Genomic DNA, 23,977 nt, shown 5'->3' on the forward strand with positions numbered 1-23,977 from the left:
TACAGGGATGATGTACCGAGGCGGGTTTACGCCGTGGCCGCTTTCCGCCACGGCCGGTCGGCCGAGGAGCACGACATCACACGGAAGCACTGCGTCCGGGGAGGGGTCCGGGGATGCTGGGAGCCATAGGACTCGACGAGATACAGGAGTCGGCCTACCGCGCGCTGGTGGCGGTGGGGGCCGCGGAGGTCCCCGATCTCGCGCACCGGCTGGCCCTTCCGGAACCGGAGACCGAACGGGCGCTGCGCAGGCTGGAGCAGCACGGTCTGGCCGCCCAGTCCTCGGCCCGTACGGGGCGGTGGGTGGCGGCGCCGCCGGGCGTCGCGCTGGGCGCGCTGCTGACGCAGCAGCGCCATGAGCTGGAGCAGGCGGAGCTGGCGGCGGTGCTGCTGGCCGAGGAGTACCGGGTGGACGCCGCCGAACCCGCCGTCCACGACCTGGTCGAAGTGGTCACCGGCGCGAGCGCGGTGGCGCACCGGTTCCACCAGCTCCAGCTGGGTGCGACGAGCGAGGTGTGCGCCCTGGTCACCGGGAAGCCGATCGCGGTCAGCGGTCTCGACAACGAGTCCGAGGAGCAGGCCGCCACCCGCGGGGTGACGTTCCGGGTGGTGGTCGAGCGCGAGGTGCTGGCGCTGCCGTCCGGGATCCTGGAGCTGTCGGCGGCGCTGAGCCGCGACGAGCAGTGCCGGGTCGTGGACCGGGTACCGACGAAGCTGGTCGTCGCCGATGCCTCGCTGGCGATGGTTCCGCTGACCGGTCGCGGCGCGGAGCCCGCGGCCCTGGTCGTGCACGCCTCCGGGCTGCTGGAGTCGCTGATGGGACTCTTCGAGGCGGTGTGGCGCGAGGCGATGCCGCTGCGGCTCGGCGAGAGCGGGCTGCTGCGGGAGGACGTGACCGGGCCCGATCCGACGGATCTGGAGGTCCTGTCGCTGCTGCTCGCCGGGCTGACCGATGCCAGTGTGGCGAAACAGCTGGAACTGGGGCTGCGGACCGTGCAGCGCCGGGTCAAGGGGCTGATGGAGCTCACCGGGGTGTCGACCCGGCTGCAACTGGGCTGGCACGCCTACGAGCGGGGCTGGGTGTCCCGCGAGCCGCGCCTCTGAGCCGCACGCCCCTGAATCCCGGCGATACACCCTCTGAGCTGCGCCGACAAAACCCGCTGCGGGCATCGACGACGGGCGGGACCGGCCGGACTCCGGCACGCTGGTCAGATGAGTGTGTGGCAGCTCGTCGCCGTCGGCCTGGTCATCCTGCTCGGCCTGATCGGTGTACTGGTGCCCGGTGTGCCCGGTCAGGCGATCGTCTGGGCCGCTGTCCTGTGGTGGGCGCTGGCGGACAACACCCCGGCCGCCTGGGGCGTGCTGATCGGCGCCACGGCCCTCCTGCTGCTGAACCAGGCACTGAAGCCGCTGCTGCCGCCGCGCCGCCCGCATGAGTCGGGTGCGCCGCACAGGACGCTGACGCTCGGCGGGATCGGTGCGATCATCGGCTTCTTCGTCGTCCCGGTGGTGGGCGCGATCGCGGGGTACGTGGGCGTGATCTACGGGGCGGAGCGGCTGCGGCTGGGCAGCTGGGGGGCGGGGTGGGCCTCGGTCCGCTCGGTGATGCGGGCCACCGGCTACTCCGTACTGGTCGAACTGCTCGCCTGCCTGTTGGTGACAGGGGCATGGCTGGGCGTGCTGATTTCGCGCTGACGCAGGGCGTGCCCCTCCGGCGCTCATGTCACGTAGACGGAGTCCGATCACATGGACAGAAACACATCGGATCTCTCGCACTCTATTGACGCCCCGATTGCTCAAGTCTACCTTCCGAGAGGACATAGCTCGGATGACTTGCTGCGCCCGCCTGCGTACGAATCGCCAGGAGATGCCTTGCCCACAGCACCGGACCCCGCCTCCTCCCCCCGAACCGGTTCCCCGTCGCCCGCGCCCTCCCGCAGAACCGTTCTGGCCACCGGGACCGCACTCGGCGGCGCACTCGTGGCGGGCGGCGCGGCCGTCCCCGCCCAGGCCGCCGCCCCGGCCGCGGCCGCAGCGGCCCCTGTCGCGGTGTACTCCCCCGCCGACAGCTGGAACACCGTCCTCGACGACGCCGACCTGTACTGGCAGAAGCTGCCGAAGACCTGGTACGAGGGCCCGTACCTGGGCAACGGCCGGCTCGGCTCCGGCATCTACGCTGAGCCCGGCGCCGAGACCACGGCGATCCGGTTCAACGTCCAGCACTCCGAGGTCCAGGACCACCGCCCCGAGTACGGCTCGCTCTTCGGCCTGGCCCGGCTCCCGATCGGCCACTTCACCCTGGAGCCGGCCGGCACCATCACGGGCATCGACTGGCGGATGCGGCTGCGCACAGCCGAACTCCAGGGCACGGTCACCACCTCGGCCGGCACCCTCACGCTCCGCGCCTTCATCCAGTCCACCGGCGACGTCCTGGCCGTCGAGGTGACCCCGAGCGCGGGCGAGAGGGACTTCCGCTGGGTCTTCCACCCGGCCGAGGCGATCAGCCCCCGGGCCGCCTTCAAGCCGCTGCCCGACGGCTACACGGGCAATCCCCCGGCCGTCGTCGAACAGCACGGCGGCGCATCCGCGGCCGTGCAGTCGCTGCTCGGCGGCGGACAGCACGTCACCGCCTGGCGCGAGCGGGCGCGCGGCGCCAAACGCACCCTGTACGCGACCGTCGCTCATTCGCACCCGAGGAACACCGCCCGCGAGCGCGCGCTGCGTACCGTCACGGTCGCCTCGGCCCTTCCGTACACCCTGCTGTCCGCCCCGCACCGCGCCTGGTGGGACCGCTTCTACCGGAAGAGCTTCCTGTCCCTGCCCGATGCCCGGCTCCAGCGGTTCTACTGGATCCAGCTCTACAAAACGGCGTCGGCGGCGCGCAAGGACGCGCCCGTGATGGCCACCTCGGGCCCCTGGCTGGAGCCCACGCCCTGGCCCAACACCTGGTGGAACCTCAACGTCCAGCTGGAGTACTGGCTGATCCACGGCTCCAACCACCTGGAGCTCGACGCCGTCACCCGGGCCCTGAGCGAGTTCCGCGACCAGCTCTCCCGCGAGGTCGCCGCCCCCTACCGGGCGGACTCGGCGGGCATCCCCCGGACCACCGACCCGCAGCTGGTCAACGGCGCGGCCGTCGCCGACGGCGGTTACGGGGTCGGCATCCCCGGCCAGGACCCGCCCACCCCCGAGGTCGGCAACCTGACCTGGGCCCTGCACAACGTCTGGCTCTCCTACCGGCACACCATGGACCGGTCGATCCTGCGGGACACGCTGTTCCCGCTGCTGCGCAAGGCGGTCAACTACTACCTGCACTTCCTCGCCCCCGGCGCGGACGGCAAGCTGCACCTCCCGGCGACCTTCTCCCCGGAGTACGGCGTCAGCGCCCCCGACTGCAATTACGACCTGATGCTGCTGCGCTGGGGCTGCCGCACCCTGCTCGACTCGGCCCGGGAGCTGGGCGTCCGCGACCCGCTGACCGGCCGCTGGGAGGAGGTCCTGGCCAGGCTCACGCCGTACCCGGTCGACGAGAACGGCTACATGATCGGCGCCGGGGTGCCGTTCGCGAAGTCCCACCGCCATTACTCGCACATGCTCGCGGTCTACCCGCTGTACGAGGTCACCGGCTCCACCGACGAGGAACGCGCCCTGATCGAGAAGTCCCTCGCCCACTGGGTCGGCTTCGAGGGCGCGCTCCAGGGCTACACCTTCACCGGCGCCGCCTCCATGTCCGCGCTGCTCGGCAAGGGCGAGGACGCGCTGAAGTACCTGGGCCGGCTGATGAGCCGGTTCATCCAGGCCAACACCATGTACAAGGAGTCCGGCCCGGTCATCGAGACCCCGCTGTCGGCGGCCCAGTCGCTGCACGACATGGTCTGCCAGTCCTGGGGCGGCACCATCAGGGTCTTCCCCGCGCTGCCCGCCGCCTGGCAGGAACTGACCGTCCATGACTTCCGCACCCAGGGCGCCTTCCTGCTCAGTGCGGTGCGGGAAGGGGGCCGGACCCGCTGGGTGCGTCTGACGAGCGAGGCGGGCGCGCCCTGCGTCGTGCGGCACGGCATCGAGGGCGCGATCGAGGTCCGCGACGGGCACGGCCGCCCCCTGGGCCATGAGGAACTGGCCGGCGGATCGGTCCGCATCCCGCTCCGCAAGGGCGACTCGGCACTGATCACCGCGGCGGGCGACCGCCCGGACCTGACCGTCCGCCCGGTCACCGCGAACGAGCCGGCGCCGAGCTGGGGCCTGCCGGCCTGACCGCCGCTACCCGGACGCCCGGCCCGCGAACTCCGCATGGCGTACGCCGTAGGAGCGCCACGGCCGCCACCGGTACGAGCCGGGCGTCCCGTACGGATCGACATCCGGGTCACCCAGCGCGCGCATCCGGATGAGCGCTGCGGTTGCCGGGCCGACACCCGGCAGCCGCAGCAGCGTCTGCTCGGCCTCGTCCCGGTCGGCGCCCGCGTCGAGCCGTACGCCCCCGTCGGCGAGCGCCGACGCCAGCGCACACAGCCGCGGGTCAAGAGCCGAACCGGCCAGCGCGCCCGGTTCGGGGAACACATGGGTGAGCCCGCCGCAGGGCACGTCCAGGCGCTTCCCGTACGCCTCCACGAGGCCCTCGGCCACCGCCCGGCCGGTCAGGGCCCGCACGGCGAACTCCTCGGGGTCCGCCGCACCCGGCGAGCGCAGCCCGGGACGGGCGGCCACCCGTGGGGCGAGCAGCGGATCGGCGGCGAGCAGTTCGTCGACGGCGTACGGATCGGCGTCCAGGTCGAAGAGCCGGCGCAGCCGCTGCACCGCCGTGGTCAGATCGCGCAGGTCGGTGAGGTGGATCCGGGCCTCCAGCCAGCTCCCGGCGGACCGCTCGTCCACGGCGGCGATGGCGGTGCCGTACGGAAGGCGCAGGGTGCGCCGGTAGGTGCGGCTGCCGGGCTCGCCGCTGACCTCCTCGACGCGCGCGACCGTCTCGGCGGCGAGCAGGTCGAAGACCTCGCGGGCGGCGTACGGTCCCCGGTGCGCGAGCCGGAGCGGGATTCCGGTGGTGCGCGCCTCCTTGACCGCCGCGCCCAGGCCGCTGCCCGCCTCGGTCCGCAGCTCGCTCGGGGTACGGGCGTAGATCTGCCGGATCGTGTCGTTGAACTGGCGCACGCTCGCGAAACCGGCGGCGAAGGCGATCTCGGTGACGGGCAGCGCCGTGGTCTGGAGCAGTACCCGGGCCGTGTGCGCGCGCTGGGCCCGCGCAAGGGCGACGGGACCGGCGCCCAGCTCGGCGTTGAGCTGCCGCTGCACCTGCCGTGAGCTGTAGCCGAGCCGGCCGGCGAGACCGGGGACGCCCTCCCGGTCCACCACTCCGTCGCCGATCATCCGCATGGCGCGGCCGACCACGTCGGCCCGGACGTTCCAGTCCGCGGAGCCGGGGACGGCGTCCGGGCGGCAGCGCCGGCAGGCCCGGAAGCCGTTGCCCTGGGCGGCGGCCGCGGTCGGGTAGAAGCGGACGTTCCTTCGCTTGGGGGTGACGGCGGGGCAGCTCGGCCGGCAGTAGATACCGGTCGTCTCGACGGCGAAGAAGAACTCCCCGTCGAAACGCGCGTCGCGGCTGCTCACCGCCTCGTACCTGGTCTCTTCGTCCATCACACCGTCCAGTGTGCGGCCTCACGCACCACCGCACTCGCGGCTTTCGGACGTCGACCAGGGCGCCCCCGGCTACCGCACCCGGCCGCGCTTCGCATCCATGGCGGCCCGGCCTTCGGCCCCCTTGCGCTTCCAGTCGCGCCGGATCTCCGACCGGACCCGGGCATCGGTCTTGGCGACGATGCGCTGGTTCTCGCGCAGCAGCTTGCGGTAGCTGTCCATGCGCCTCTCGGGCAGCGATCCGTCACTCAGCGCCGCCAGTACCGCACAGCCCGGCTCGGCCTCGTGGGCGCAGTCGTGGAACCGGCACCGCTCGGCCAGTGCCTCGATCTCGGAGAAGACCTGGCCGACGCCGGTCTCCGCGTCCCACAGGCCGACCCCGCGCAGTCCCGGGGTATCGATGAGTACACCGCCGGAGGGCAGCACCAGCAGATTGCGGGTCGTGGTGGTGTGCCGGCCCTTGCCGTCCATGTCACGGGTGGCCTGCACCTCCATCTCGTCGTGCCCGAGCAGGGTGTTGGCGAGGGTGGACTTGCCCGCGCCGGAGGCGCCGAGCAACACGCTCGTACCGCCGGCGACGATCGCGGCGAACACGTCGACACCCTCACCGCTCGCGGAGCTGACGGGCAGCACCTGCACCCCCGGCGCGAGACGCTCGACGTCCTGGACGAGGTGGGAGAGCGTGGCGGCGTCCGGAACGAGGTCGGCCTTGGTCAGGACGACGATCGTCTCGGCAGCCCCGTCCCCGGCCGACGCCCCGTCACGCAGCAGTGCGTCACCACCGGCGCTGGACATGGCGAGGGCCAGGAACCGTTCGACCCGCCCCAGGTCGAGTTCCACGGCCAGCGAGACGCAGATGGCGATGTGGTCGACGTTGGTGGCGAGCACCTGGCCCTCGGAGCGCTTGGACGAGGTGGAGCGGACGAACGCCGTGCGCCGAGGCAGCAGCGTACGGACGAACTGCGGGTCGCCCTCGGGGTCGACGGCGGCCCAGTCGCCCGTGCAGACGATCCGCATCGGGTCACGGGGGACGACGAACGCGGTGTCGGCGCGGACGGTGCCCCGCGGGGTGACGATGTCGCACTGCCCGCGGTCCACCCGCACCACGCGTCCGGGCAGCAGCCCCTGTGCGGCGTACGGGGCGAACTCGGCCGCCCAGTCGTCGTCCCAGCCGTATGCGGCCAGCGGGTGCGACGACGAAGAGCCCTGCGGGGCGGAGGAGGAGAGAGAGGAAAGCGAGGATGAGGTCGGGAAAGACAAGGGAAACCCTTCACAGGGTGGCCCCGGCACTGCGCACGGCGGCGCAGAGGTGTCGAAGAAGGTCAGCCGGCGGCCACGGGGGTGGGAACGATGCACTTCGGCTTGTGGGCAGCGCCCACTGCAACGACAGTCATCAATGTCCTCACCTCCGGGTTCACGCACGGTCCGGGATCAGCGGTCTCGTCCGCCGCCCGTAACGTCGCAAACGATAGCCCGGAGCGGCCAGGCGGCGTCAACCGAATTAACGCGGCACCCGGCCCCAGTACTCCGGAACCGGCCGGTCCGCGGGCGCGGATCGCCGATATCCGCAACTCTCCCCCGATCGGGTGATACGCATGGAGATCGACCGGTCGCAGCCGGTTAGGGTGCCGGACATGACCTCCCCCCAGACAGCCACCGGCACCTTCACCCAGGCCCAGTTGGGCACCCTCACCCTGATCGGCTGGAGCGGCGAGCACCCCCACAACGGACAGGACGTCGCCTTCCTGCTCGTGTACTCGCTCGGCGACGGATCGGACGGCCCGGCGGCCGGCGAGAGCGCCATGCACATCGCCCTGGAGCGCAGCGGCCTTCCGGTCGGCGGCGGCCCCGTACGCGCCGACGAGACCCCCGGGCTCCCGGTGAAACTCCTCGTCCAGGCGGGTCAGGCCGTTCTGACACTGCCCCACTTCACCGCCCAGTACCCCGCCCGGCCGGAGTGGCTGGCGGCCGCCCGCGAACAGGGCGAGGTGCACGCGATGTTCGCCACCCGCCCGTGGCCGCAGGGGGCGCCGGGGCAGCCGGTGACCGAGGACTCGCTGCGGTCCTTCGCCGGCGATCCGGAGGTCATCGTGACCTCCGCCCACTGCGTCCTGCCGGTACGCAGCCTGGGCTGACCGGCCCCGGACACGCACGATGCCCACCGCCCCCGTGGAGCGGTGGGCATCGTGCGTACTCGGGTGCCCGCCGACGGACCGCGGGCGGCCCGGGACTTCCCGGACCGCCCGCGGCACGTGTGTCCGGCGTCAGTTGTTGGCGATGCCGTTCCCGGAGAGGACCGGGATGTCGTCCACCAGGTGCGAGAGGGCCTCGTCGCCCTTGGCCTGGACGGAGTTGTCGGCGCACTGCTGGTTCTGCGGCGAGTGCAGGACGTTGATGTCCTGGACCGCGACAGGCACGAGCAGGCCCACGAGCGCACCCGCGTTGGCCTTGACCGGGGCACCGACGCAGAGCTTGTTCAGCGAGCCCTGGACGAGCTCGACCTGCGGGCTGCCGTCGCCCCGGGTCACAGCGTTGCCGAACGAGTCCGTGGCGCCGTTGCCGTTGACCGACGTCGTGCCCTGGTCGTTACCGATCGCCATGGCCGAGGGGGCCATCGCGGCGGACAGGCCGACCATGGACACGGCTACTGCCGCGCCGGCCATCATCTTCTTCATCACACTTCACCTTTCGGAGCGTTCCGTTCTGGAACGTACTGATCAACCCCCCACCGAGGCGTCGGTTCCGCAGTTCCACTCAAATGGGTTGGATCCAGCGTAAGTTCGACACCTCGCCGTCAACCCCGGAAGGCCTCGCCGGAGGTGCGCGCCGCCGGTACGAGGCCGCCCGCACGGGGCGGGTCGGGCTCCGGGTCGCCCCGGGTCGCCTGCCATTCGGCGAGGAGGCGGTCGTAGATCGGCGTGACGCCTTCCGGGTGCCGGCGGCGGTCCTGCGGGCTCCTGCTGTCGTAGCTGTCCATGAGGGGGCCATACCCGCTACGGCGGAAGCGGCCCGGGGTCACTACGGCAACCGGCCCAGCAGGCCCGTCCTTTCGGGGGAGTATCGGGCTGCGCCCCCGGGAAACGGCACGGGGCCGACACGTCCGGGCGGCCGGAGTTCGGCTGCCGCGTGGACGGGTCGGCCCCACGGGCACGACAGGAACGACTAGTCGTTGGCGGCACCGTTGCCGGACAGGATCGGGATGTTGTCCAGGATGTGCGACAGCGCCTCGTCACCCTTGGCCTGGGTGGAGTTCTCGGTGCACTGCTGGTTCTGCGGCGACGACAGGACGTTGACGTCCTGGACCGCGATCGGAACGGCACCGAGCAGCGAACCGGCGTTGACCTTGGCGGGCAGGGCGATGCAGGGCTTGTTGAGCGACCCCTGGATGAGCGCGAACTGCGGGCTCCAGTCACCGTGGGTGGCGGAGTTGCCGTACGACTGCATGGCACCGTTGCCGTTGACCGAGGTGGTGCCCTGGTCGTTGCCGATCGCCATGGCCGAGGGGGCCATCGCGGCGGAGACGCCGACGATGGAGGCAGCGACCGCTGCCGAGGCCATAATCTTCTTGATCATGAAATAGCCCTTCTGGGGTTTTCTGTTGCCCGCTGTGCTGAGCGCCTTGATCAACTCGCGGCGGCGGGAATGGTTGTGGCGCTTCACTCGAACGGTGCTTCTGCCATCCGTCTGTTCACGGGAGGTGCGGCACCGGAGGGACGCGGAACGCTTTGGATCGGGAACTGCCGTCCTGGGACGGGTCAGCCACCGATCGGGAGACCGCCCATGAGGGGGGCGGCGCCCTTGGCCGCACCGGTGGCCTGGCCGGCGACCTTGGTGACGGTGCCGTTCTTGTGCAGCGCGTCGGCGGCGCCGCCGACGGTGTCGACGATCGGGTCGACGGCCTGCGGGGCCGCCGCCACCACCTGGTTGACACCGCCGTCGAGGCTGAAGTTCGGAGCCGTCGCGGTGGTAACGGCGAAGGCGGGAGCAGCCGTTCCGAGAGCGACCACGGAGCCGGCAACGAACGCGGCGGTCCTCGCGTACTTCACTTTCAGGTTCCCTTCTGCGGCGGCAGCATTTCCGGTCGCGTCCCCGCGCCGCTCCAGCCTTCTTTAGCTGTGACTTCTGCCGCTTTCTCCATGGCTAACGACCCGATTACGGCCGGGCAACTGGAGCAATCGGATTTTCTCGGAACGGCTCACCGGGCCACTCGATCGATTGCATGACTAATCACTGAATCGGGTGTGACTGCGGGACAGCGGACGCGAATCGGTGGTGCACTGTCGGTACTTCGTCCCGCGCGCCCGCCCGGATGTCAGCCCCCAGCCGCCGGCGCACCGCGCCCCGGGCCGGCGGAAAGACCTCAGGAATTTCCGCCGCGTCCGGGCAGGGCCGCGAACTCCCGGGACGGAGAACGCAGGAAAGAGGAAAGCCCCGGATCGCAGGAGATGCGATCCGGGGCAGACCGGTGCCGAGACGGGCTCAGCGGTACAACGATCAGACGTTGAAGCAGGTGTTGCCGAACGACGGGTTCAGCAGACCGACGACGCTCACGGTGTTGCCGCACACGTTGACCGGCACGTGGACCGGGACCTGGACGAGGTTGCCGGACAGGACGCCCGGGGAGCCCACGGCCGCACCCTCGGCGCCGGAGTCGGCGAACGCCGGGGCAGCGGCACCCATCGCCATGAGGGTTCCGGCGGCGACGGCGGCAATCTTGGTGTACTTCACTTTCAACCCTTTCTTTGACGGAGTCCGGAGCAGCAACGAGTTTCGTGCCGCACGAGCGCGGGTTCTGATCACTCGTAACTCCGCCGCTGTAATTCGTAACGATTTAAGACGGTAAGCGAAACTCTTCGAGGCGAAGATTCCTCAGAGTCCGCCCGAATGACACAGCTCCGATCACCCGACGTCACCGTCACGATCAACCGGACTGGCTCACGGGCAAGCCCCCTGGAGGGCAGCAGCAGGCCCGGACCGCTCGGAGTGAGGAACACCGGCGGCCCGGGCCTGTGCGCAGCTGGATCAGCTGTTGCCGGCACCGTTGCCGGAGAGGACCGGAATGCCGTCCAGGATGTGCGACAGCGGCTCGTCGCCCTTGGCCTGGGTGGAGTTCTCGGTGCACTGCTGGTTCTGCGGCGAGGACAGGACGTTGACGTCCTGGACCGCGATCGGGATGAAACCGATCAGCGAACCGACGTTGGCCTTGGCCGGCAGGCCGATGCAGGGCTTGTTCAGCGAGCCCTGGACCAGGCCGAACTGCGGGCTGCCGTCACCGTGGGTCTCGGCGTTGCCGAAGGACTGCGAAGCCCCGTTGCCGTTGACCGACGTGGTGCCGCCGTCGTCGCCGATGGCCATCGCCTGCGTGGCGCCGAGACCGAGGATGGAGGCGGCAACGGCACCCGTAGCCAGGACCTTCTTGATCACGATGGAACCCTTCTCGTACTGGATGCCCCGTACCGGAGCACACTGACCAACTCGCTTCCGGACGTTTGGTTATGTCCATTCACCCGAATGCCGGGACGTCACGGACATCCGTGCGAAAGAGACCGGCCAATCCACAGCGCATTCGGTATGCGCGCATTTTGATTCAAACCTCAACGGCCTTTCACTCACCCGGCCCCGAGCGCACCTCAATATGACGGAGCCTCGAAACGAACATTCATACGTAGCCCGTTCGGGTGGTCACACGATTCTCACGAATTCGACGTTTCTCTGACACGCGGGCGTCGTTATGGGTGGAGTCAAGCCCGCCCGACGGGACGCTCACCCAGCAGTACTGGCACGCCCGGCGGTTGCTGCATCGGCTGATGAATGAACTGCGGGCAATGCGCCCGCGCGAAATGTCCTAAGGAAGGGCAACCCATGCGAAAAACCTTGAGTAAAAGCGTGCTCGTCATGGCGGCGGCGTCAGGCATCCTGACCGCCTCCGGCGGCTACGCCTTCGCGGACGCCTCGGCCGACGGGGCCGCCGTCGGTTCGCCCGGAGTCGGTTCGGGCAACGCCGTGCAGGTGCCGGTGCACGTTCCCGTCAACCTCTGCGGCAACACGGTCAACGTGATCGGCCTGCTGAACCCCGCGTTCGGAAACGAGTGCGAGAACGCCGACGGCGGCTCGGACACCGGCGACGCCCAGGGCGCGAGCGCCAACGGCCTCGCGGCCAACTCCCCCGGTGTGCTGTCGGGCAACCTGATCCAGGCCCCGGTGGACGTTCCGGTCAACGTCTGCGGCAACACGGTCGACGTCATCGGCGCGCTGAACCCGGCGTTCGGCAACGAGTGCGAGAACGGCGAGGGCGGGAACGAGACCCCGAAGCCCCCGATCCACACCGAGCCTCCGACACACCACCAGCCGCCGACCCACCACGAGCCCCCGCAGCCGCCGAAGACGGGCCATCACCACCACCACAACGGCGACTGCCCTCCCGACCACCACCACAACCCGCCGACCCACAAGCCCCCGCACCACAACCCGCCCACGCACAAGCCCCCGCACCACAACCCGCCGACCCACAACCCGCCCACGCACAACCCGCCGACGCACACCTGGCACCACCACAAGCCGTCGCAGATGGCGCACACCGGTGCGAACAGCAACCTGGGCATCGCCGGTGGCGCCAGCGCCGCGATGATCCTCGGTGGCGGCCTGCTGATGCGCCGCAGCCGCAACTCGCAGAGCTGACCCTCCCCCCGCACGGAAAAGGTCCGGTCGGACAGCCCAAGCTGTCCGACCGGACCTTTCGCCGTCCCGTCCGTGGGACGGGCCGGGGCCGTCAGGCCCTGGAGAGCCCCGCGCGGTCCAGGCACTCGGCGATCGTCGCCGTCTCCGCCGCGTCCAGCGGACGCATCGGCGGGCTCATCACATTGGTGGCGATGATCCCGCGCAGCATGAGCGCGGTCTTGAACGCACCGAGTCCGGCGGCGGTGGCGGAAGCCGTTCCCGGGCGGGCGGCGCGGATGATGTCGAAGAGCCCGACGAGGCGGTCCTGCTCGGCCGTCGCCGCCGCCCAGTCGCCGCGTACCGCGGCTTCGTGGAGGCGTACGTATCCGTGCGGGTCGACATTGCCGAGGCCCGGCACCGAGCCGTCGGCGCCGCCGAGCATCATCGAGTCGACGACCAGCTCATGGCCGGTGAGCACGGAGAACCCGGGCAGTTCCCGGGCACCGATGACGAGCCGACGGAACGAGCCGTCGTCGCCGCTGGAGTCCTTCACCCCGGCCAGGACCCCGTCGGCCGCCAGCGGCAGCAGCAGTTCCGGGTCGAGCTTGCTGTGTACGCAGACCGGCACGTCGTACGCGAGGAGCGGCAGGTCGACGGCGGCTGCGACGTCCCTGAAGTGGCGGTCGATCTCGATGTCATGGGTGCGTGTGTAGAACGGCGCGGTGACGACGACGGCGTCCGCACCGAGCTCGGCCGCGCGGCCGGCCCGCTCGATGGCCCGGTTGGTGGTGGTCTCGATCGCTCCGACGAGGACCGGCACCTGGCCCGCGGCTGCCGCCGTGATGACCTCGATGACCTGGTCCTGCTGTCCGGGCGTCAGATAGGCGGTCTCGCCGGAGCTGCCGAGGGCGAACAGCCCGCTGACACCACCGTCGAGAAGATGCCCCACGACCCGCTCCAGGGAGGGGCGGTCGAGCTCGCCGTCCGCGGTGAGCGGGGTGACGACGGGCGGGATCACTCCCGAGTAGCGGGGGGTTCGGGGGGTCATGCGGTGCTCCTTGCGGACGGTACGGGGGTCGGGTCCCCGGAGGGGGACGCGGGGGTCTGGGGGTGGACGCAGTGCCAGCGGTGTCCGTCGGGTCCGTCGGTACGGACCGGGAAGACCGTGGCGCACTCGTCGTCCGCCTTCCAGCAGCGCGTGCGGAACGGGCAGCCGGTCGGCGGGTTGGTCGCCGAGGGGACCGGGCCGGTGAGCACGATGCGCTCGGTGGTCTCCAGCAGGCTGGGGGTCGCGGAGAGCAGTGCCTCGGTGTACGGGTGCGAGGGGGCGCCCGCGACATCCGCCGCGCGCCCCTCCTCGACGACGCGGCCGAGGTAGAGGACGGCGATGCGGTCGGCGAGGTAGCGCACGGTCTGGATGTCGTGCGAGATGAACACCATGCCGAGGCCGAGCCGTTCGCGCAGGTCCACCAGGAGGTTGAGGACCTGGGCGCGGACCGAGACGTCGAGCGCGGACGTCGGTTCGTCGGCGACGATCAGCTCCGGTTCGAGCGCCAGGGCGCGCGCGATGGCGACGCGCTGGCGCTGGCCGCCGGAGAGCTGTCCGGGCAGTGCGGCCAGGGTGTGGCCGGGGAGGCCGACCAGGTCGAGGAGTTCCTCGACGCGCGCCTCGCGCTCCTGGCGGGTGCCGCGGCGGTGCACGTCGAGCGGGTCGCGCAGGATCTGCCGGACCGTGAGCCGGGGGTTGAGGGCGGTGGAAGGGTCCTGGAAGACGACGCCGACGGCGGACCCGAAGTCGTCGCGCCGCTGGGTCCCGGACATCTCCCACAGGTCCTTGCCGTGGAAGGTGACCGTGCCCTCGGTGGGCTTCTGCAGACCGGTCAGCACCCGGGCCATCGTCGACTTGCCGCAGCCGGACTCGCCTACCAGGCCGACGATCTCGCCGCGCTCGACCTCCAGGCTCGCGTCGGTGAGGGCGTGCACGGCGTCGCGGCGGAACACGCCTCCGCTGCGTGCCTTGTGGCGTACGTGGACGCCGTCGAGCCTGATCACAGGGCGCTCCCTTCCAGCTGTACGGCCTTCGCCGGGTGGTGGCAGGCGAAGCCGTGGTCATGCGCGCTGCCGCGTGCGGTGAGTGCGGGGGTGGTGGTGCGGCACAGTTCGGTGGCGGCGCCGCAGCGCGAGGCGAACCGGCAGCCCTCGCCGAAGCCCTGTGGTGCGGGGACGACGCCGCGGATCTGGTGGAGCCGTTCGGCGCCCGCCTCCAGGGAGACGACCGAGCCGAGCAGGCCGCGGCTGTAGTGGTGGGTGGGGGCGGTGAGTACGGACCGGGTGTCGCCGATCTCGGCCAGCCGGCCCGCGTACATCACCGCGACGCGGTGCGACAGGTCGCCGACGAGGGCGAGGTCGTGCGAGACGAGCACCATCGCGAAGCCGAGTTCGTCGCGCAGCCGGACGAGGAGTTCGACGACCTGGGCCTGGACGGTGACGTCGAGGGCGGTGGTCGGCTCGTCCGCGATGAGCAGGCGGGGGCTGCGGGACAGCGCCATGGCGATCAGGACGCGCTGGCGCTGGCCGCCGGAGAGCTCGTGCGGGTAGCTGCGCAGGGTGCGTTCGGGAGCGAGGCCGACCAGGTCGAGGAGTTCGGCCGGGGTCTTCGTGCCCCCGCGCGAGGTGAGCTGCTTCAGCTGGGTGCCCACGAGCACGGACGGGTTGAGGGAGGAGAGCGCGTCCTGGTAGACCATCGCGATCTCGGGGCCCATCAGGGCGCGGCGTTCCTTCGGCGGAAGCTTCAGCAGGTCCCGGCCGCGGTAGAGGATCTCGCCGCTGACCTCGGCGTTGCGGGCGAGGAGGCCCATGACGGCGAGGCTGGTGATGGACTTTCCGCAGCCGGACTCGCCGACCAGGCCGAGGGTTTCGCCCTCGTGGACGGTGAAGTCGAGGGAGTCGACGACCGGGACGGTGCCGTACCGGTCGGGGAAGCGGATGGCGAGGTCCCGTACGACCAGGAGTTCGGCGGCGTCCTCCCGTACGGGGGTGATGACCGGCCCGTTGGCGTGGATGCGCTCCGCGAGCTTGGTGAGGGCTGCGTCGATGTCCACGGTGGAGCGGGCCTCCACCGGGTCCGGCGCCGTGGTGGTGTGGGCGGGGTCCGCGCCGGCACGGGCCTTCTTCGGAGCCGCCGAGGCGTCGGTGAGGCCCTCGGAGAGGATGTTGAGCGCGAGCACGGTGACCAGCAGGGCGAGGCCCGGGAAGAACGTGGCCCACCAGCCGCCGGCGAGGAGGATCTGCCGGCCGTAGGCCAGGACGCTGCCCCAGCTGGGGTCGGGGTCCTGCACACCGGCGCCGATGAAGGAGAGGCTCGCCTCGAAGATGATCGCCTCGGCGACCATCACGGTGGCGAACACCATGACCGGGGCCATGCAGTTGACGGCGACGTGGCGCAGCACGATGTAGCCGCGCCGGGCGCCGATGACCTTCTCGGCCGCGACGTAGTCCTCGCCGTACTGGGAGAGGACGTTGGCGCGGACCACCCGGGCCAGCGACGGGGTGTAGACGAAGGCGATGGTGAAGATGATGACCGGGACGCTGGTGCCGAAGACCGCGACGAGCACGGCGGCCAGGGCGATCGGCGGGAACGACATCACCACGTCGAGGGTGCGCATCACGGACTCGTCGCCCAGCTTGCGCGAGGTGGCGGCGAGTGCGCCGAGCAGGGCTCCGGCGATCAGGGCCAGGGCGGTCGAGCCGAGCCCGATGACGAGCGAGTAGCGCGAGCCGTGCACGACGCGGGCGAAGACGTCGCGCCCGGCCCGGTCGGTGCCGAACCAGTGGCCGGCGCCCGGGGCCTGGACCGGGGTGCCGGTGGTGAGCGGGTCCTGGGTGAGCAGCGGGGCGAACACCGCGCCGAGGATGACGACGAGCAGCACGCAGAGCGCGACGCGGGAGGTGACCGGGAGGGCGCGGAACGCGATGCCCGGTCGGGACAGCTTATTGGCCAGACGGCCCGTGGCGAACATGTCACACCGTCCTGATGCGCGGGTTGACCAGCAGATAGAGCAGGTCGACGATGACGTTGACCACCAGGAACGCGATGGCGATGGTCAGTACGGTGCCCTGGACCAGGGCGACATCGCCGCCGGTGACACCTTCGAGGATGAGCTTGCCCATGCCGGGCAGGTCGAAGATCGCTTCGATGACGACGGCGCCGCTGAGCAGGTAGCCGACCTTGACGCCGAGCACGGTGAGCGGGGTGACGAGCGCGTTGCGCAGCACCGAGCGGATCACCAGGAACACGGGCAGGCCGTTGCCGCGGGCGGTCCGGACGTAGTCGCGGTCGAGTTCGGCGACCATCGAGGTCCGTACGAGACGGGCGAGCGACGCCGCGACGGGCACGGCGAGCGAGAAGGCGGGCAGTGCCATGGTCCTGAGCCAGCCGCTGAAGGAGTCGGCGGGGTTGGTGTAGCCGCCGGTCGGGAAGATCCGGGTGTTCAGTGCGAACTGCTGGATGAGCAGGACACCGAGCCAGAAGGACGGGATGGCGACCCCGGCCATGGAGAGCACCCGGAACAGCTGGTCGGGCCAGCGGTCGCGGTACATCGCGCCGACGACGCCGAAGACGACCGCCAGGACGATCGCGAGGATCAGGCCGAGGACGGTCAGCTGGAGGGTGAGCGGGAAGGCGGCGGTGATCCGGTCGACGACTGGCTGGCTCGGCGGGACGGTCATCCCGAGGTCGAAGTGGAGCAGCTGGCCGAGGAAGTGGAAGTAGCGGACGGGCAGCGGGTCGTTCAGGCCGTTGGCCTCGGCGAAGGCCGCACGGGCTTCGGGAGTGGCGCTCTCCCCGAGCGCGTTGAAGGCCGGGTCGACCGGCGAGAACTGCAGCACCACGAAGACGAGCAGCGCGATACCGAGGATCATCACCGGCATCATCGCGACGCGGCGCAGCGCGAGCCGGAGAAAAGCAACCATCGTCGGGTTCCTTGCGGTTGGGCGGGCCGGCCCGGGACAGCGGGGGGGTGTTGTCCCGGACCGGGCGATCTGGCGCCGGGTGGCCGGCGCCGGGCTGGGGGGCCGGCGGCCGGGGCGGCCGCCGTGTCACCGGGCCGGTGGCGGCCGGTGCGGCGGCCGCCGGCGGCCCGGTGGCGGCCGGTCAGGCGCGGCTGACGTCCAGGAAGGACAGGCCCGTGGTGGGCAGCGGCTTGAAGCCGGGCAGCGCCTTCTCGGCCCAGGCGGTGGGGAGCTTGCGGTGCAGGATCGGGTAAAGCGCGGCCTCGTCGGCGACGAGGTCGGTGACCTGGCCCCACAGCTCCTTGCGCTTCGCCTCGTCGCCCGCCTGCGCCGCCTTGTCGAGGGTCTGCTTGACCTTCTTGTACGCGTCGGACTTGCCCCAGCCGTAGCGGCTCTCGGGCCAGAAGCCGTAGTAGAACCAGCGCAGGAGCAGGTCGGCGTCGTTGCCGAAGACCGACGGGTCGCCGGGGGCGACGAGGACCTCGAAGTCGCCCTTGTCGATCTTGGCGTACTGGGCCGGGGACTGGGCGATGCTGAGGGTGACCTTGACGCCCGCCTGCTCCCAGCTCTCCTTCAGCAGCGGGGCGATGTCCTTGACCCAGCCGGTGTCGGTGGTCAGGACGGTGAAGGACAGGTTCTTCACGCCCGCGTCGGCGAGCAGCTGCTTCGCCTTGGCCACGTCGTGCGTGTAGACCGTGGCGGCCTTGTGGTAGTCGGGGTGGGTCGAGGGCACGTAGCCTGTGGCCGCCGCGGCGTTGCCGACCATCGCGGTGGAGATGATCTTCTCGGTGTCCAGGGCGTAGTGCAGCGCCTGGCGCACCCGCTTGTCGGCGAACCGCTTGTCGGCGGTGTTGAACATCAGGAAGAGCAGCCCGAAGGACTGCACGGACTCGGTCCTGGCAGTGCCTGAGAGCCGCTTGACGTCGATGTACGGGACGTCCTCGATGGCCTGGACGCGGCCCGACTCCATCGCGCTGACGCGGGCCGACTGGTCGGACATCAGGCGCCAGACCATCTTCTTGGCCTTGGCGGGGTGGGCGCCGTTGTACTTGTCGTACGCCTCGAAGACGATCTTGTCCTCGCGGGTGGCCGAGACGAACTTGTACGGGCCCGAGCCGACCGGCTTGGCGTCGAAGGCCTTGGGGTCGGGCGCCACGATCTTCTTCGGGACGATCCGGGCCACGGCTATCCGGGACGGGAAGAGCGCGAAGGGGTACTTGAGCTTGAACTCGACCGTGCCGGCGTCGACGGCCTTGACCGTGTCGATGAAGGGCACGAACTGCGCCATCAGCGAGGCGTTCTTCGGGTCCAGGATGCGTTCGAAGCTGAACACCACGTCGTCGGCGGTGACGGCCGATCCGTCGTGGAAGGTCGCCCCCTTGCGCAGCGTCGCCCGGTAGGTGGTGGCGTTGATCTTCTTCGGCATCTCGGTGGCGAGCGCGGGGCGTGCCACGAGTGTTGCCGGATCGAGATCAACCAGGCCCTCGAAGATGTGCATATTGGCGGCGTACGGGGTCGCGCCCGAGGTGATCATCGGGTCGAAGCCGGTCGACAGCGGGTAGGACAGACCGGCCTCGATGAGGTCGCTGCCACTGCCCTTGTCCGTCGATCCGTCGGCGGTCGAGGACGGTCCGCCACAGGCGGCGAGGCTCGCCGTGATGGCGGCCGCAGCACCGACAGCACTGGTGTAACGCAGGAAGGTGCGGCGCTCGACACCGGCTGATCTCAGCTCGGGCACGGGTCCTCCAGGGACTTTGAGGTGGGGCATCGGGAGTGAAGACGGGGGGTGGATCGGTGGTTCACGGGGACCGCGGAACTTGAAGCATCAGACGTCAGATGTCCGATGCCTTGATAGCGTGGGAACGTAGCTTGACAATCGAGAGGGGTCAAGAGGTGGGGAGTTCACATATGTCCGGAACGAGGCCCGGCCGGCAGTTGCTCCGGCAGGAAGTCGTGGACGGCATCAAGCGGTACATCCTCGAAGAACGGCTCCGCCCCGGGGACCCGCTGCCCACCGAGCCCGCCCTGTGCGAGGCCCTCGGCGCCAGCCGCTCCAGCGTCCGGGAGGCCGTCAAGATCCTCAACGCGCTGGACATCGTCGAGGTCCGCCACGGGCACGGCACGTACGTCGGCAGGCTGAGCCTGTCGGCGCTGGTGGAGAGCCTGACCTTCCGCGGGCTGCTCTCCCCCGACGACGACTTCCAGGTGATGGCCGACCTGGTCGACGTGCGCGAGCTCTTCGAGCGCGGGATGGCCGACCGGATCGTCACGCTGCTCACGCCGGAGCAGCTCGACGCGCTGGACGGCCTGGTGGCCACCATGCGCGAGACCGGGGCGCAGGAGGGGCACGGCTTCGTGGACGCCGACCGGGCGTTCCACGCACTGCTCGTCGCCCCGCTGGGCAACGAACTGATCGGCCAGCTCTCGATGGCCTTCTGGGACGTGTACACGATCGTCGCCCCGCATCTCGACGGATTCACCCACGCCGACGAGACGGCGACGGTCACGGCCCACCAGAACATCGTGGACGCCGCGCGGGCCGGGGACACCGCCGGCTTCATGCAGGCGCTCGGCGAGCACTACGCCCCGGTCAGGCGCCGGATCTCCGAGGCCCGGGCCCGCGACGGCGCCAAGGGCTGAGCACCTGTCGCCGACGCCTCCGGCGCGGCGGCGGGGCCGGGCCCCGTTCCTCTCGGACCCGGCCCGGCGCACCCTTGACGGGCGCGACAGGGGCTGCCTAGGGTCCGTGTGCCGACAGGACATCTGACGTCATCCGTCTGATGACCTGTGCTTCACCTCGCACCCGGCACTTTCCCGCCGCGCCCCAGGAGGGCACCTCCATGCCGTTGACGGACCTCTCGCTCGCGGACTGCCGCGACTACCGGCCGCCGTTGCCCGTTCCGGCGGACTTCGACGACTTCTGGTCACGGACCCTGGACGAAGCCGGGGACCGCACCCAGCAGAAGCCGGTGTTCACCGAGGTGGAGACGGGGCTCACCCAGGTCCGCACCTACGACGTGACGGTCCCCGGCTTCGCCGGTCAACCGGTGCGCGGCTGGCTGCGGATGCCCGCCGGGGCGGGCGAACCGCTCGGCTGCGTCGTGGAGTTCCTGGGCTACGGCCGGGGCCGGGGCCTCTCGCACGAGAACCTGCTGTGGGCGTCGGCCGGTTACGCGCATCTGCTGATGGACACCCGCGGGCAGGGCTGGTCGGCGGCGGGCGGCGACACCCCGGATTCGGACGCCGGTGCGGCCGGAGTCGTGCCCGGCTTCCTCACCCGCGGCATCGAGAGCCCCGAAACGTACTACTACCGGCGGCTCTTCACCGACGCGGTGCGCTGTGTCGAGGCGATGCGCGGCCACCCCGCGGTCGATCCGGACCGGATCGTCGTCACCGGGGTGAGCCAGGGCGGCGGGGTCGCGCTGGCCGTGTCCGGGCTGGTGCCGGGGCTGGCCGGGGTGATGCCGGACGTGCCCTTCCTCTGCGACTTCCCGCGCGCGACGCGGATTTCTGCGCGCCCGCCGTTCACCGAGATCGCCGAGTACCTCAGGCTCCACCGCGACCGCACCGAAGCCGTCTTCACCACTCTGTCGTACTTCGACGCGGCGCTGCTCGCCACCCGGGCCACGGCTCCGGCCCTGTTCTCGATCGCCATGATGGACGAGATCTGCCCGCCCTCCACCTGCTTCTCCGCCTACAACAACTACGCCGGGCCCAAGGACGTACGGATCTACGCGTTCAACGGGCACGAGGGCGGCGCGGAGTACCAGCAGCGGGAACAACTGGCCTGGGTGCGTTCCCTGTTCGCAGGCCCGCCGGCGGGGCGGGCCGGCCACCCCTGACCGCAGGTCACCCGCCCCTGCTCAGCGACGCGCTCCACCCCCCAATCTCCCACCCTTCGAGAAGCACCACCCCTTCCGAGAAGAGAGATCGTCCATGCAGCGAACTGTCCCTGTCGCCCTGCTCAGCGCCGCCATGCTGGTGGTCGCCGTGACCGGTACCGCGCAGGCCGCGGCCCCCGCCCCCGGCACGCTCACGTCCCAGGACCTGACCGTCGACGGCGTGGGTTCCCCCCACTACCGCATCCCGGCCCTGACCACCTCGGTCAAGGGCACCGTGCTGGCGGCGTACGACTCCCGCCCCACCCTCGCCGACCTGCCCTCCAACATCGGCATCGTGCTGCGTCGCAGCACCGACGGCGGTACGACCTGGCAGGCGCAGCAGGTGGTTCGCAAGGACGCCGCGCCCAAGGGCTACGGGGACCCGAGCCTGCTGGTCGACCGGACCACCGGCCGCATCTTCCTGTTCTACGCGGCCGGCGTGAACCAGGGCTTCTTCGGCTCGGCCACCGGCAACGACGAGAGCGACCCGAATGTTCTGCAGGCCGACTACAGCTACTCGGACGACGACGGGCTGACCTGGACCCATCGCCGGATCACCAAGCAGATCAAGGACCCGGCCTGGGGCGGGATGTTCGCCGCGTCCGGCGAGGGCATCCAGCTGCGCAACGGGGCGCACAAGGGCCGGCTGATCCAGCAGTACGCCGTCCGTATCAACGGCACCAACTACGCGGTGAGCGCGTACAGCGACGACCACGGCGCCACCTGGAAGACGGGCAAGCCGGTCGACCCCGGCGACGAGAACAAGACCGTCGAGCTGAAGGACGGCACGGTCATGCTCAACAACCGGTCGGCGCCGTACCGGACGATCGCGTACTCCACGGACGGCGGGGTCACCTACACCCCGTTCGTCCAGGACACCGCGCTCCCCGACCCGGGGAACAACGCCTCGGTCATCCGGTACGCCCCCGATGCCCCGGCCTCGGACCCGCAGTCCTCGTGGCTGCTGTTCAGCAACACCGAGGACACCGGTTCACGGCGCAACCTCACCGTCAAGATGTCCTGCGACAACGGGAAGACCTGGCCGATCAGGAAGGCCGTCGACTCCGGCGCCGCTGCCTACTCGACCCTGACCCGGCTGCCGGACGGCAGGGTGGGGCTGCTGTACGAGCGCGGCGACTACGCGCACATCACGTACGACTCGTTCGACCTGAAGTGGCTGGGCGGCACCTGCGCCGACATCACGATCACCCCGCCCGCCTCGCTCAAGGCGGGGACCAGTGCCCAGGTCACGGTCCGCGTCGTCAACCGGATGGACGTACGCCGGGGCGCGGGCACGATCGACCTGTCCGTGCCGAGCGGCTGGACCACCGAGCAGACCGCGATCCCCGCGTTGAACCCCGGCCAGGGCGCCAACATCAGGATCCCGGTCACCGTGCCGGCAGGCACCTCGGGCAGCGCCGCGATCACCGCGACGTACCGGGCGGACGGCAAGCAGGCCCAGGGCCGTGCGACGGTGACGGTCGCTCCGTAACCGGGCGAGGTCCGTACGTCCAACCGCCGCACGGCGGTTGGACGTGCCCCGGCCGGCGACCGTTCAATGGGTGCGACGCGCAGCAGGCGGGGCAACCGGGAAGTGGTGGCGGACGTGGCACAAGCGGTTTTACGCATCGGGGTCGTCGGCGGAAGCGTCGCCGGGTGCGCCATGGCGATCGCCGGGGCCAGGGCCGGCGCGCAGGTGACGGTCCACGAGCGCAGCGACGGGGCCCTGGAGGACCGGGGGTTCGGCATCGTCATCCCGCCGGCGCTGCACCGGGAGCTGGTCGCGGCCGGCTATCTGGACGCCGGTATGCCGACGGCGCCGGTACCCTCCCGGGTCTGGCTCACCCGGCAGAGCGGGCACTCCACGGCGCGTGAACTGGCCCGTCAGGAAGGCGCGGTGACCGCCTGTCACTGGGGTCTTCTGTGGCGCACCCTGCACGCGAACGCCGTCGGCGCCGTGCGGTATCACCGGGGGCGGCCGGTCACGGAGGTGCGGCGCCACCCCTCGGGCGGCGCCGTGATCCGGACGGCGGACTCGGAGCAGGTGTACGACATCGTCGTCGGGGCGGACGGGCCGCGGTCCGTCACCCGGGAGAACGTGGCCCCGGGGGTGCGGCCGGTTCCGGCGGGGTACGCCGTGTGGCGGGGCACCCTGCCGCTCACCGCGCTCGCCGCCCGTCCGCACCTGCTCGATCTGCTGCGCAGCGCGTGGATCACGCTGGGATACCCGGGCGGGCACGGGGTCTTCTACCTGATCCCGGGCGCCGCGCCGGGGTCCCGGCTGCTGGCCTACGCCATCTACGGCTCCCCTCCCCCGGCGTCGTGGACCGCCGGGCGCGAGGCGTACGTACGGCGCATCGCCGAGGAGCACTTCCCGGCGGACTGGGCCGGTCTCGTCGGCCGGGGCGAGCACACGTCCATGGCGTACCACCCGGTCACCGACTTCCACGCGCCGCAGGTGGCCGATCCGCCGTTCCTGCTGGCGGGCGACGCGGCGAGCATCACCAGGCCGCACACCGCCAGCGGCGCGACCAAGGCGTTGCAGGACGCACTCTGCCTGGAGCGCGTCCTGCGCGGGGCACCCTCCCCGGCCGACGCGCTGCGCGCGTACGCGGCCGAGCGGTCGCCCGAGGGGGCCAGGCTGGTCGCCCTCGGCCGCAGACTGGGGCGTGCGATGGTCGAACGGACGCCGGACTGGACGGCGATGGGCGCGGCGGAGGTGGCGGCGTGGTCCCGTGCGACGCTGGACGGCGCCGACAGCTATCTGTACGGGGCGGCGCACGAGTGACGGTGGCGGTGCGC

22 protein-coding genes are annotated in these 23,977 nt (G+C 71.0%); 9 read left to right on the forward strand and 13 right to left on the reverse strand.

Annotation, left to right across the window (positions count from 1 at the left end):
* Window positions 1-113: 113 nt before the first annotated feature.
* The 3 genes from OG322_RS05850 (at window position 114) to OG322_RS05860 (ending at window position 4,253) form a co-directional block, all read left to right on the forward strand.
* The gene (locus OG322_RS05850; protein ID WP_329306141.1) at window positions 114-1,103 is read left to right on the forward strand and encodes a helix-turn-helix domain-containing protein; all 990 of its coding nucleotides are present in this window, start codon (window positions 114-116) and stop codon (window positions 1,101-1,103) included.
* Between the two features lie 108 nt (window positions 1,104-1,211).
* On the forward strand, window positions 1,212-1,694 hold the full coding sequence (locus OG322_RS05855) for a DUF456 domain-containing protein (protein WP_185095474.1): 483 nt from the start codon (window positions 1,212-1,214) through the stop codon (window positions 1,692-1,694).
* 177 nt (window positions 1,695-1,871) lie between these two features.
* Complete coding sequence (locus OG322_RS05860; protein WP_329306142.1) at window positions 1,872-4,253, forward strand: glycosyl hydrolase family 95 catalytic domain-containing protein; 2,382 nt, start codon at window positions 1,872-1,874, stop codon at window positions 4,251-4,253.
* Window positions 4,254-4,259: 6 nt separating this feature from the next.
* On the opposite strand, the gene OG322_RS05865 is transcribed toward OG322_RS05860, so the two are convergent.
* Both OG322_RS05865 and rsgA read right to left on the reverse strand, forming a co-directional pair.
* Complete coding sequence (locus tag OG322_RS05865; protein ID WP_123463472.1) at window positions 4,260-5,627, reverse strand: DNA-3-methyladenine glycosylase 2 family protein; 1,368 nt, start codon at window positions 5,625-5,627, stop codon at window positions 4,260-4,262.
* A gap of 72 nt (window positions 5,628-5,699) precedes the next feature.
* Window positions 5,700-6,887: a ribosome small subunit-dependent GTPase A gene (rsgA, locus tag OG322_RS05870; protein ID WP_123463470.1), complete on the reverse strand. Its 1,188-nt coding sequence runs from the start codon at window positions 6,885-6,887 to the stop codon at window positions 5,700-5,702.
* A gap of 374 nt (window positions 6,888-7,261) precedes the next feature.
* Here rsgA and OG322_RS05875 point away from each other — a divergent pair, with 374 nt between their 5' ends.
* Window positions 7,262-7,762, forward strand: coding sequence for a DUF5949 family protein (locus OG322_RS05875; protein ID WP_123463468.1), 501 nt, complete (start codon window positions 7,262-7,264; stop codon window positions 7,760-7,762).
* Between the two features lie 129 nt (window positions 7,763-7,891).
* Here the strand turns inward: OG322_RS05875 and OG322_RS05880 are convergent, their stop codons facing one another.
* The 6 genes from OG322_RS05880 to OG322_RS05905 all read right to left on the reverse strand — a co-directional run bounded on the left by OG322_RS05880 (window position 7,892) and on the right by OG322_RS05905 (window position 11,051).
* Window positions 7,892-8,302 (reverse strand): rodlin, encoded by a 411-nt coding sequence (locus tag OG322_RS05880; protein ID WP_123463465.1) that lies wholly within the window; start codon window positions 8,300-8,302, stop codon window positions 7,892-7,894.
* 119 nt (window positions 8,303-8,421) lie between these two features.
* Window positions 8,422-8,604, reverse strand: coding sequence for a hypothetical protein (locus OG322_RS05885; protein WP_123463463.1), 183 nt, complete (start codon window positions 8,602-8,604; stop codon window positions 8,422-8,424).
* A 185-nt stretch (window positions 8,605-8,789) separates the two neighbouring features.
* The gene (locus OG322_RS05890; protein ID WP_123466229.1) at window positions 8,790-9,200 is read right to left on the reverse strand and encodes a rodlin; all 411 of its coding nucleotides are present in this window, start codon (window positions 9,198-9,200) and stop codon (window positions 8,790-8,792) included.
* Between the two features lie 182 nt (window positions 9,201-9,382).
* Window positions 9,383-9,673, reverse strand: coding sequence for a hypothetical protein (locus tag OG322_RS05895; RefSeq protein WP_123463462.1), 291 nt, complete (start codon window positions 9,671-9,673; stop codon window positions 9,383-9,385).
* Window positions 9,674-10,121: 448 nt separating this feature from the next.
* Window positions 10,122-10,355 (reverse strand): chaplin, encoded by a 234-nt coding sequence (locus OG322_RS05900; protein WP_123463459.1) that lies wholly within the window; start codon window positions 10,353-10,355, stop codon window positions 10,122-10,124.
* Between the two features lie 294 nt (window positions 10,356-10,649).
* Window positions 10,650-11,051 (reverse strand): rodlin, encoded by a 402-nt coding sequence (locus OG322_RS05905; protein WP_123463458.1) that lies wholly within the window; start codon window positions 11,049-11,051, stop codon window positions 10,650-10,652.
* Between the two features lie 462 nt (window positions 11,052-11,513).
* Between OG322_RS05905 and OG322_RS05910 the strand changes: the two genes are divergently transcribed.
* Window positions 11,514-12,305 (forward strand): chaplin, encoded by a 792-nt coding sequence (locus tag OG322_RS05910; protein WP_329307712.1) that lies wholly within the window; start codon window positions 11,514-11,516, stop codon window positions 12,303-12,305.
* A gap of 91 nt (window positions 12,306-12,396) precedes the next feature.
* On the opposite strand, the gene OG322_RS05915 is transcribed toward OG322_RS05910, so the two are convergent.
* From OG322_RS05915 to OG322_RS05935, 5 genes are all read right to left on the reverse strand, one after another.
* Window positions 12,397-13,332 carry a dihydrodipicolinate synthase family protein gene (locus OG322_RS05915; protein ID WP_123463454.1) on the reverse strand — a complete coding sequence of 312 codons (936 nt, stop codon included), beginning with the start codon at window positions 13,330-13,332 and terminating at the stop codon, window positions 12,397-12,399.
* Window positions 13,329-14,336: an ABC transporter ATP-binding protein gene (locus OG322_RS05920; RefSeq protein WP_123463451.1), complete on the reverse strand. Its 1,008-nt coding sequence runs from the start codon at window positions 14,334-14,336 to the stop codon at window positions 13,329-13,331. The genes OG322_RS05915 and OG322_RS05920 overlap by 4 nt, the downstream gene beginning before the upstream one ends.
* Window positions 14,333-16,303 (reverse strand): dipeptide/oligopeptide/nickel ABC transporter permease/ATP-binding protein, encoded by a 1,971-nt coding sequence (locus OG322_RS05925; RefSeq protein ID WP_123463449.1) that lies wholly within the window; start codon window positions 16,301-16,303, stop codon window positions 14,333-14,335. The genes OG322_RS05920 and OG322_RS05925 overlap by 4 nt, the downstream gene beginning before the upstream one ends.
* Window position 16,304: 1 nt before the next feature.
* A complete protein-coding gene (locus OG322_RS05930) occupies window positions 16,305-17,255 on the reverse strand; it encodes an ABC transporter permease (protein WP_123463447.1) in 951 nt (316 codons plus the stop codon).
* Window positions 17,256-17,436: 181 nt separating this feature from the next.
* Window positions 17,437-19,032, reverse strand: coding sequence for an ABC transporter substrate-binding protein (locus OG322_RS05935; RefSeq protein WP_124285520.1), 1,596 nt, complete (start codon window positions 19,030-19,032; stop codon window positions 17,437-17,439).
* Between the two features lie 170 nt (window positions 19,033-19,202).
* Between OG322_RS05935 and OG322_RS05940 the strand changes: the two genes are divergently transcribed.
* The 4 genes from OG322_RS05940 to OG322_RS05955 all read left to right on the forward strand — a co-directional run bounded on the left by OG322_RS05940 (window position 19,203) and on the right by OG322_RS05955 (window position 23,963).
* A complete protein-coding gene (locus tag OG322_RS05940; protein ID WP_123463443.1) occupies window positions 19,203-19,934 on the forward strand; it encodes a FadR/GntR family transcriptional regulator in 732 nt (243 codons plus the stop codon).
* A gap of 200 nt (window positions 19,935-20,134) precedes the next feature.
* Window positions 20,135-21,136: an acetylxylan esterase gene (locus OG322_RS05945; protein ID WP_123463441.1), complete on the forward strand. Its 1,002-nt coding sequence runs from the start codon at window positions 20,135-20,137 to the stop codon at window positions 21,134-21,136.
* A gap of 94 nt (window positions 21,137-21,230) precedes the next feature.
* Window positions 21,231-22,667 (forward strand): exo-alpha-sialidase, encoded by a 1,437-nt coding sequence (locus tag OG322_RS05950; protein ID WP_329306143.1) that lies wholly within the window; start codon window positions 21,231-21,233, stop codon window positions 22,665-22,667.
* 114 nt (window positions 22,668-22,781) lie between these two features.
* Window positions 22,782-23,963, forward strand: coding sequence for an FAD-dependent monooxygenase (locus OG322_RS05955; protein WP_329306144.1), 1,182 nt, complete (start codon window positions 22,782-22,784; stop codon window positions 23,961-23,963).
* Window positions 23,964-23,977 lie beyond the last annotated feature (14 nt).

The organism is Streptomyces sp. NBC_01260, assembly GCF_036226405.1.
GTDB classification, from domain to species: domain Bacteria; phylum Actinomycetota; class Actinomycetes; order Streptomycetales; family Streptomycetaceae; genus Streptomyces; species Streptomyces laculatispora.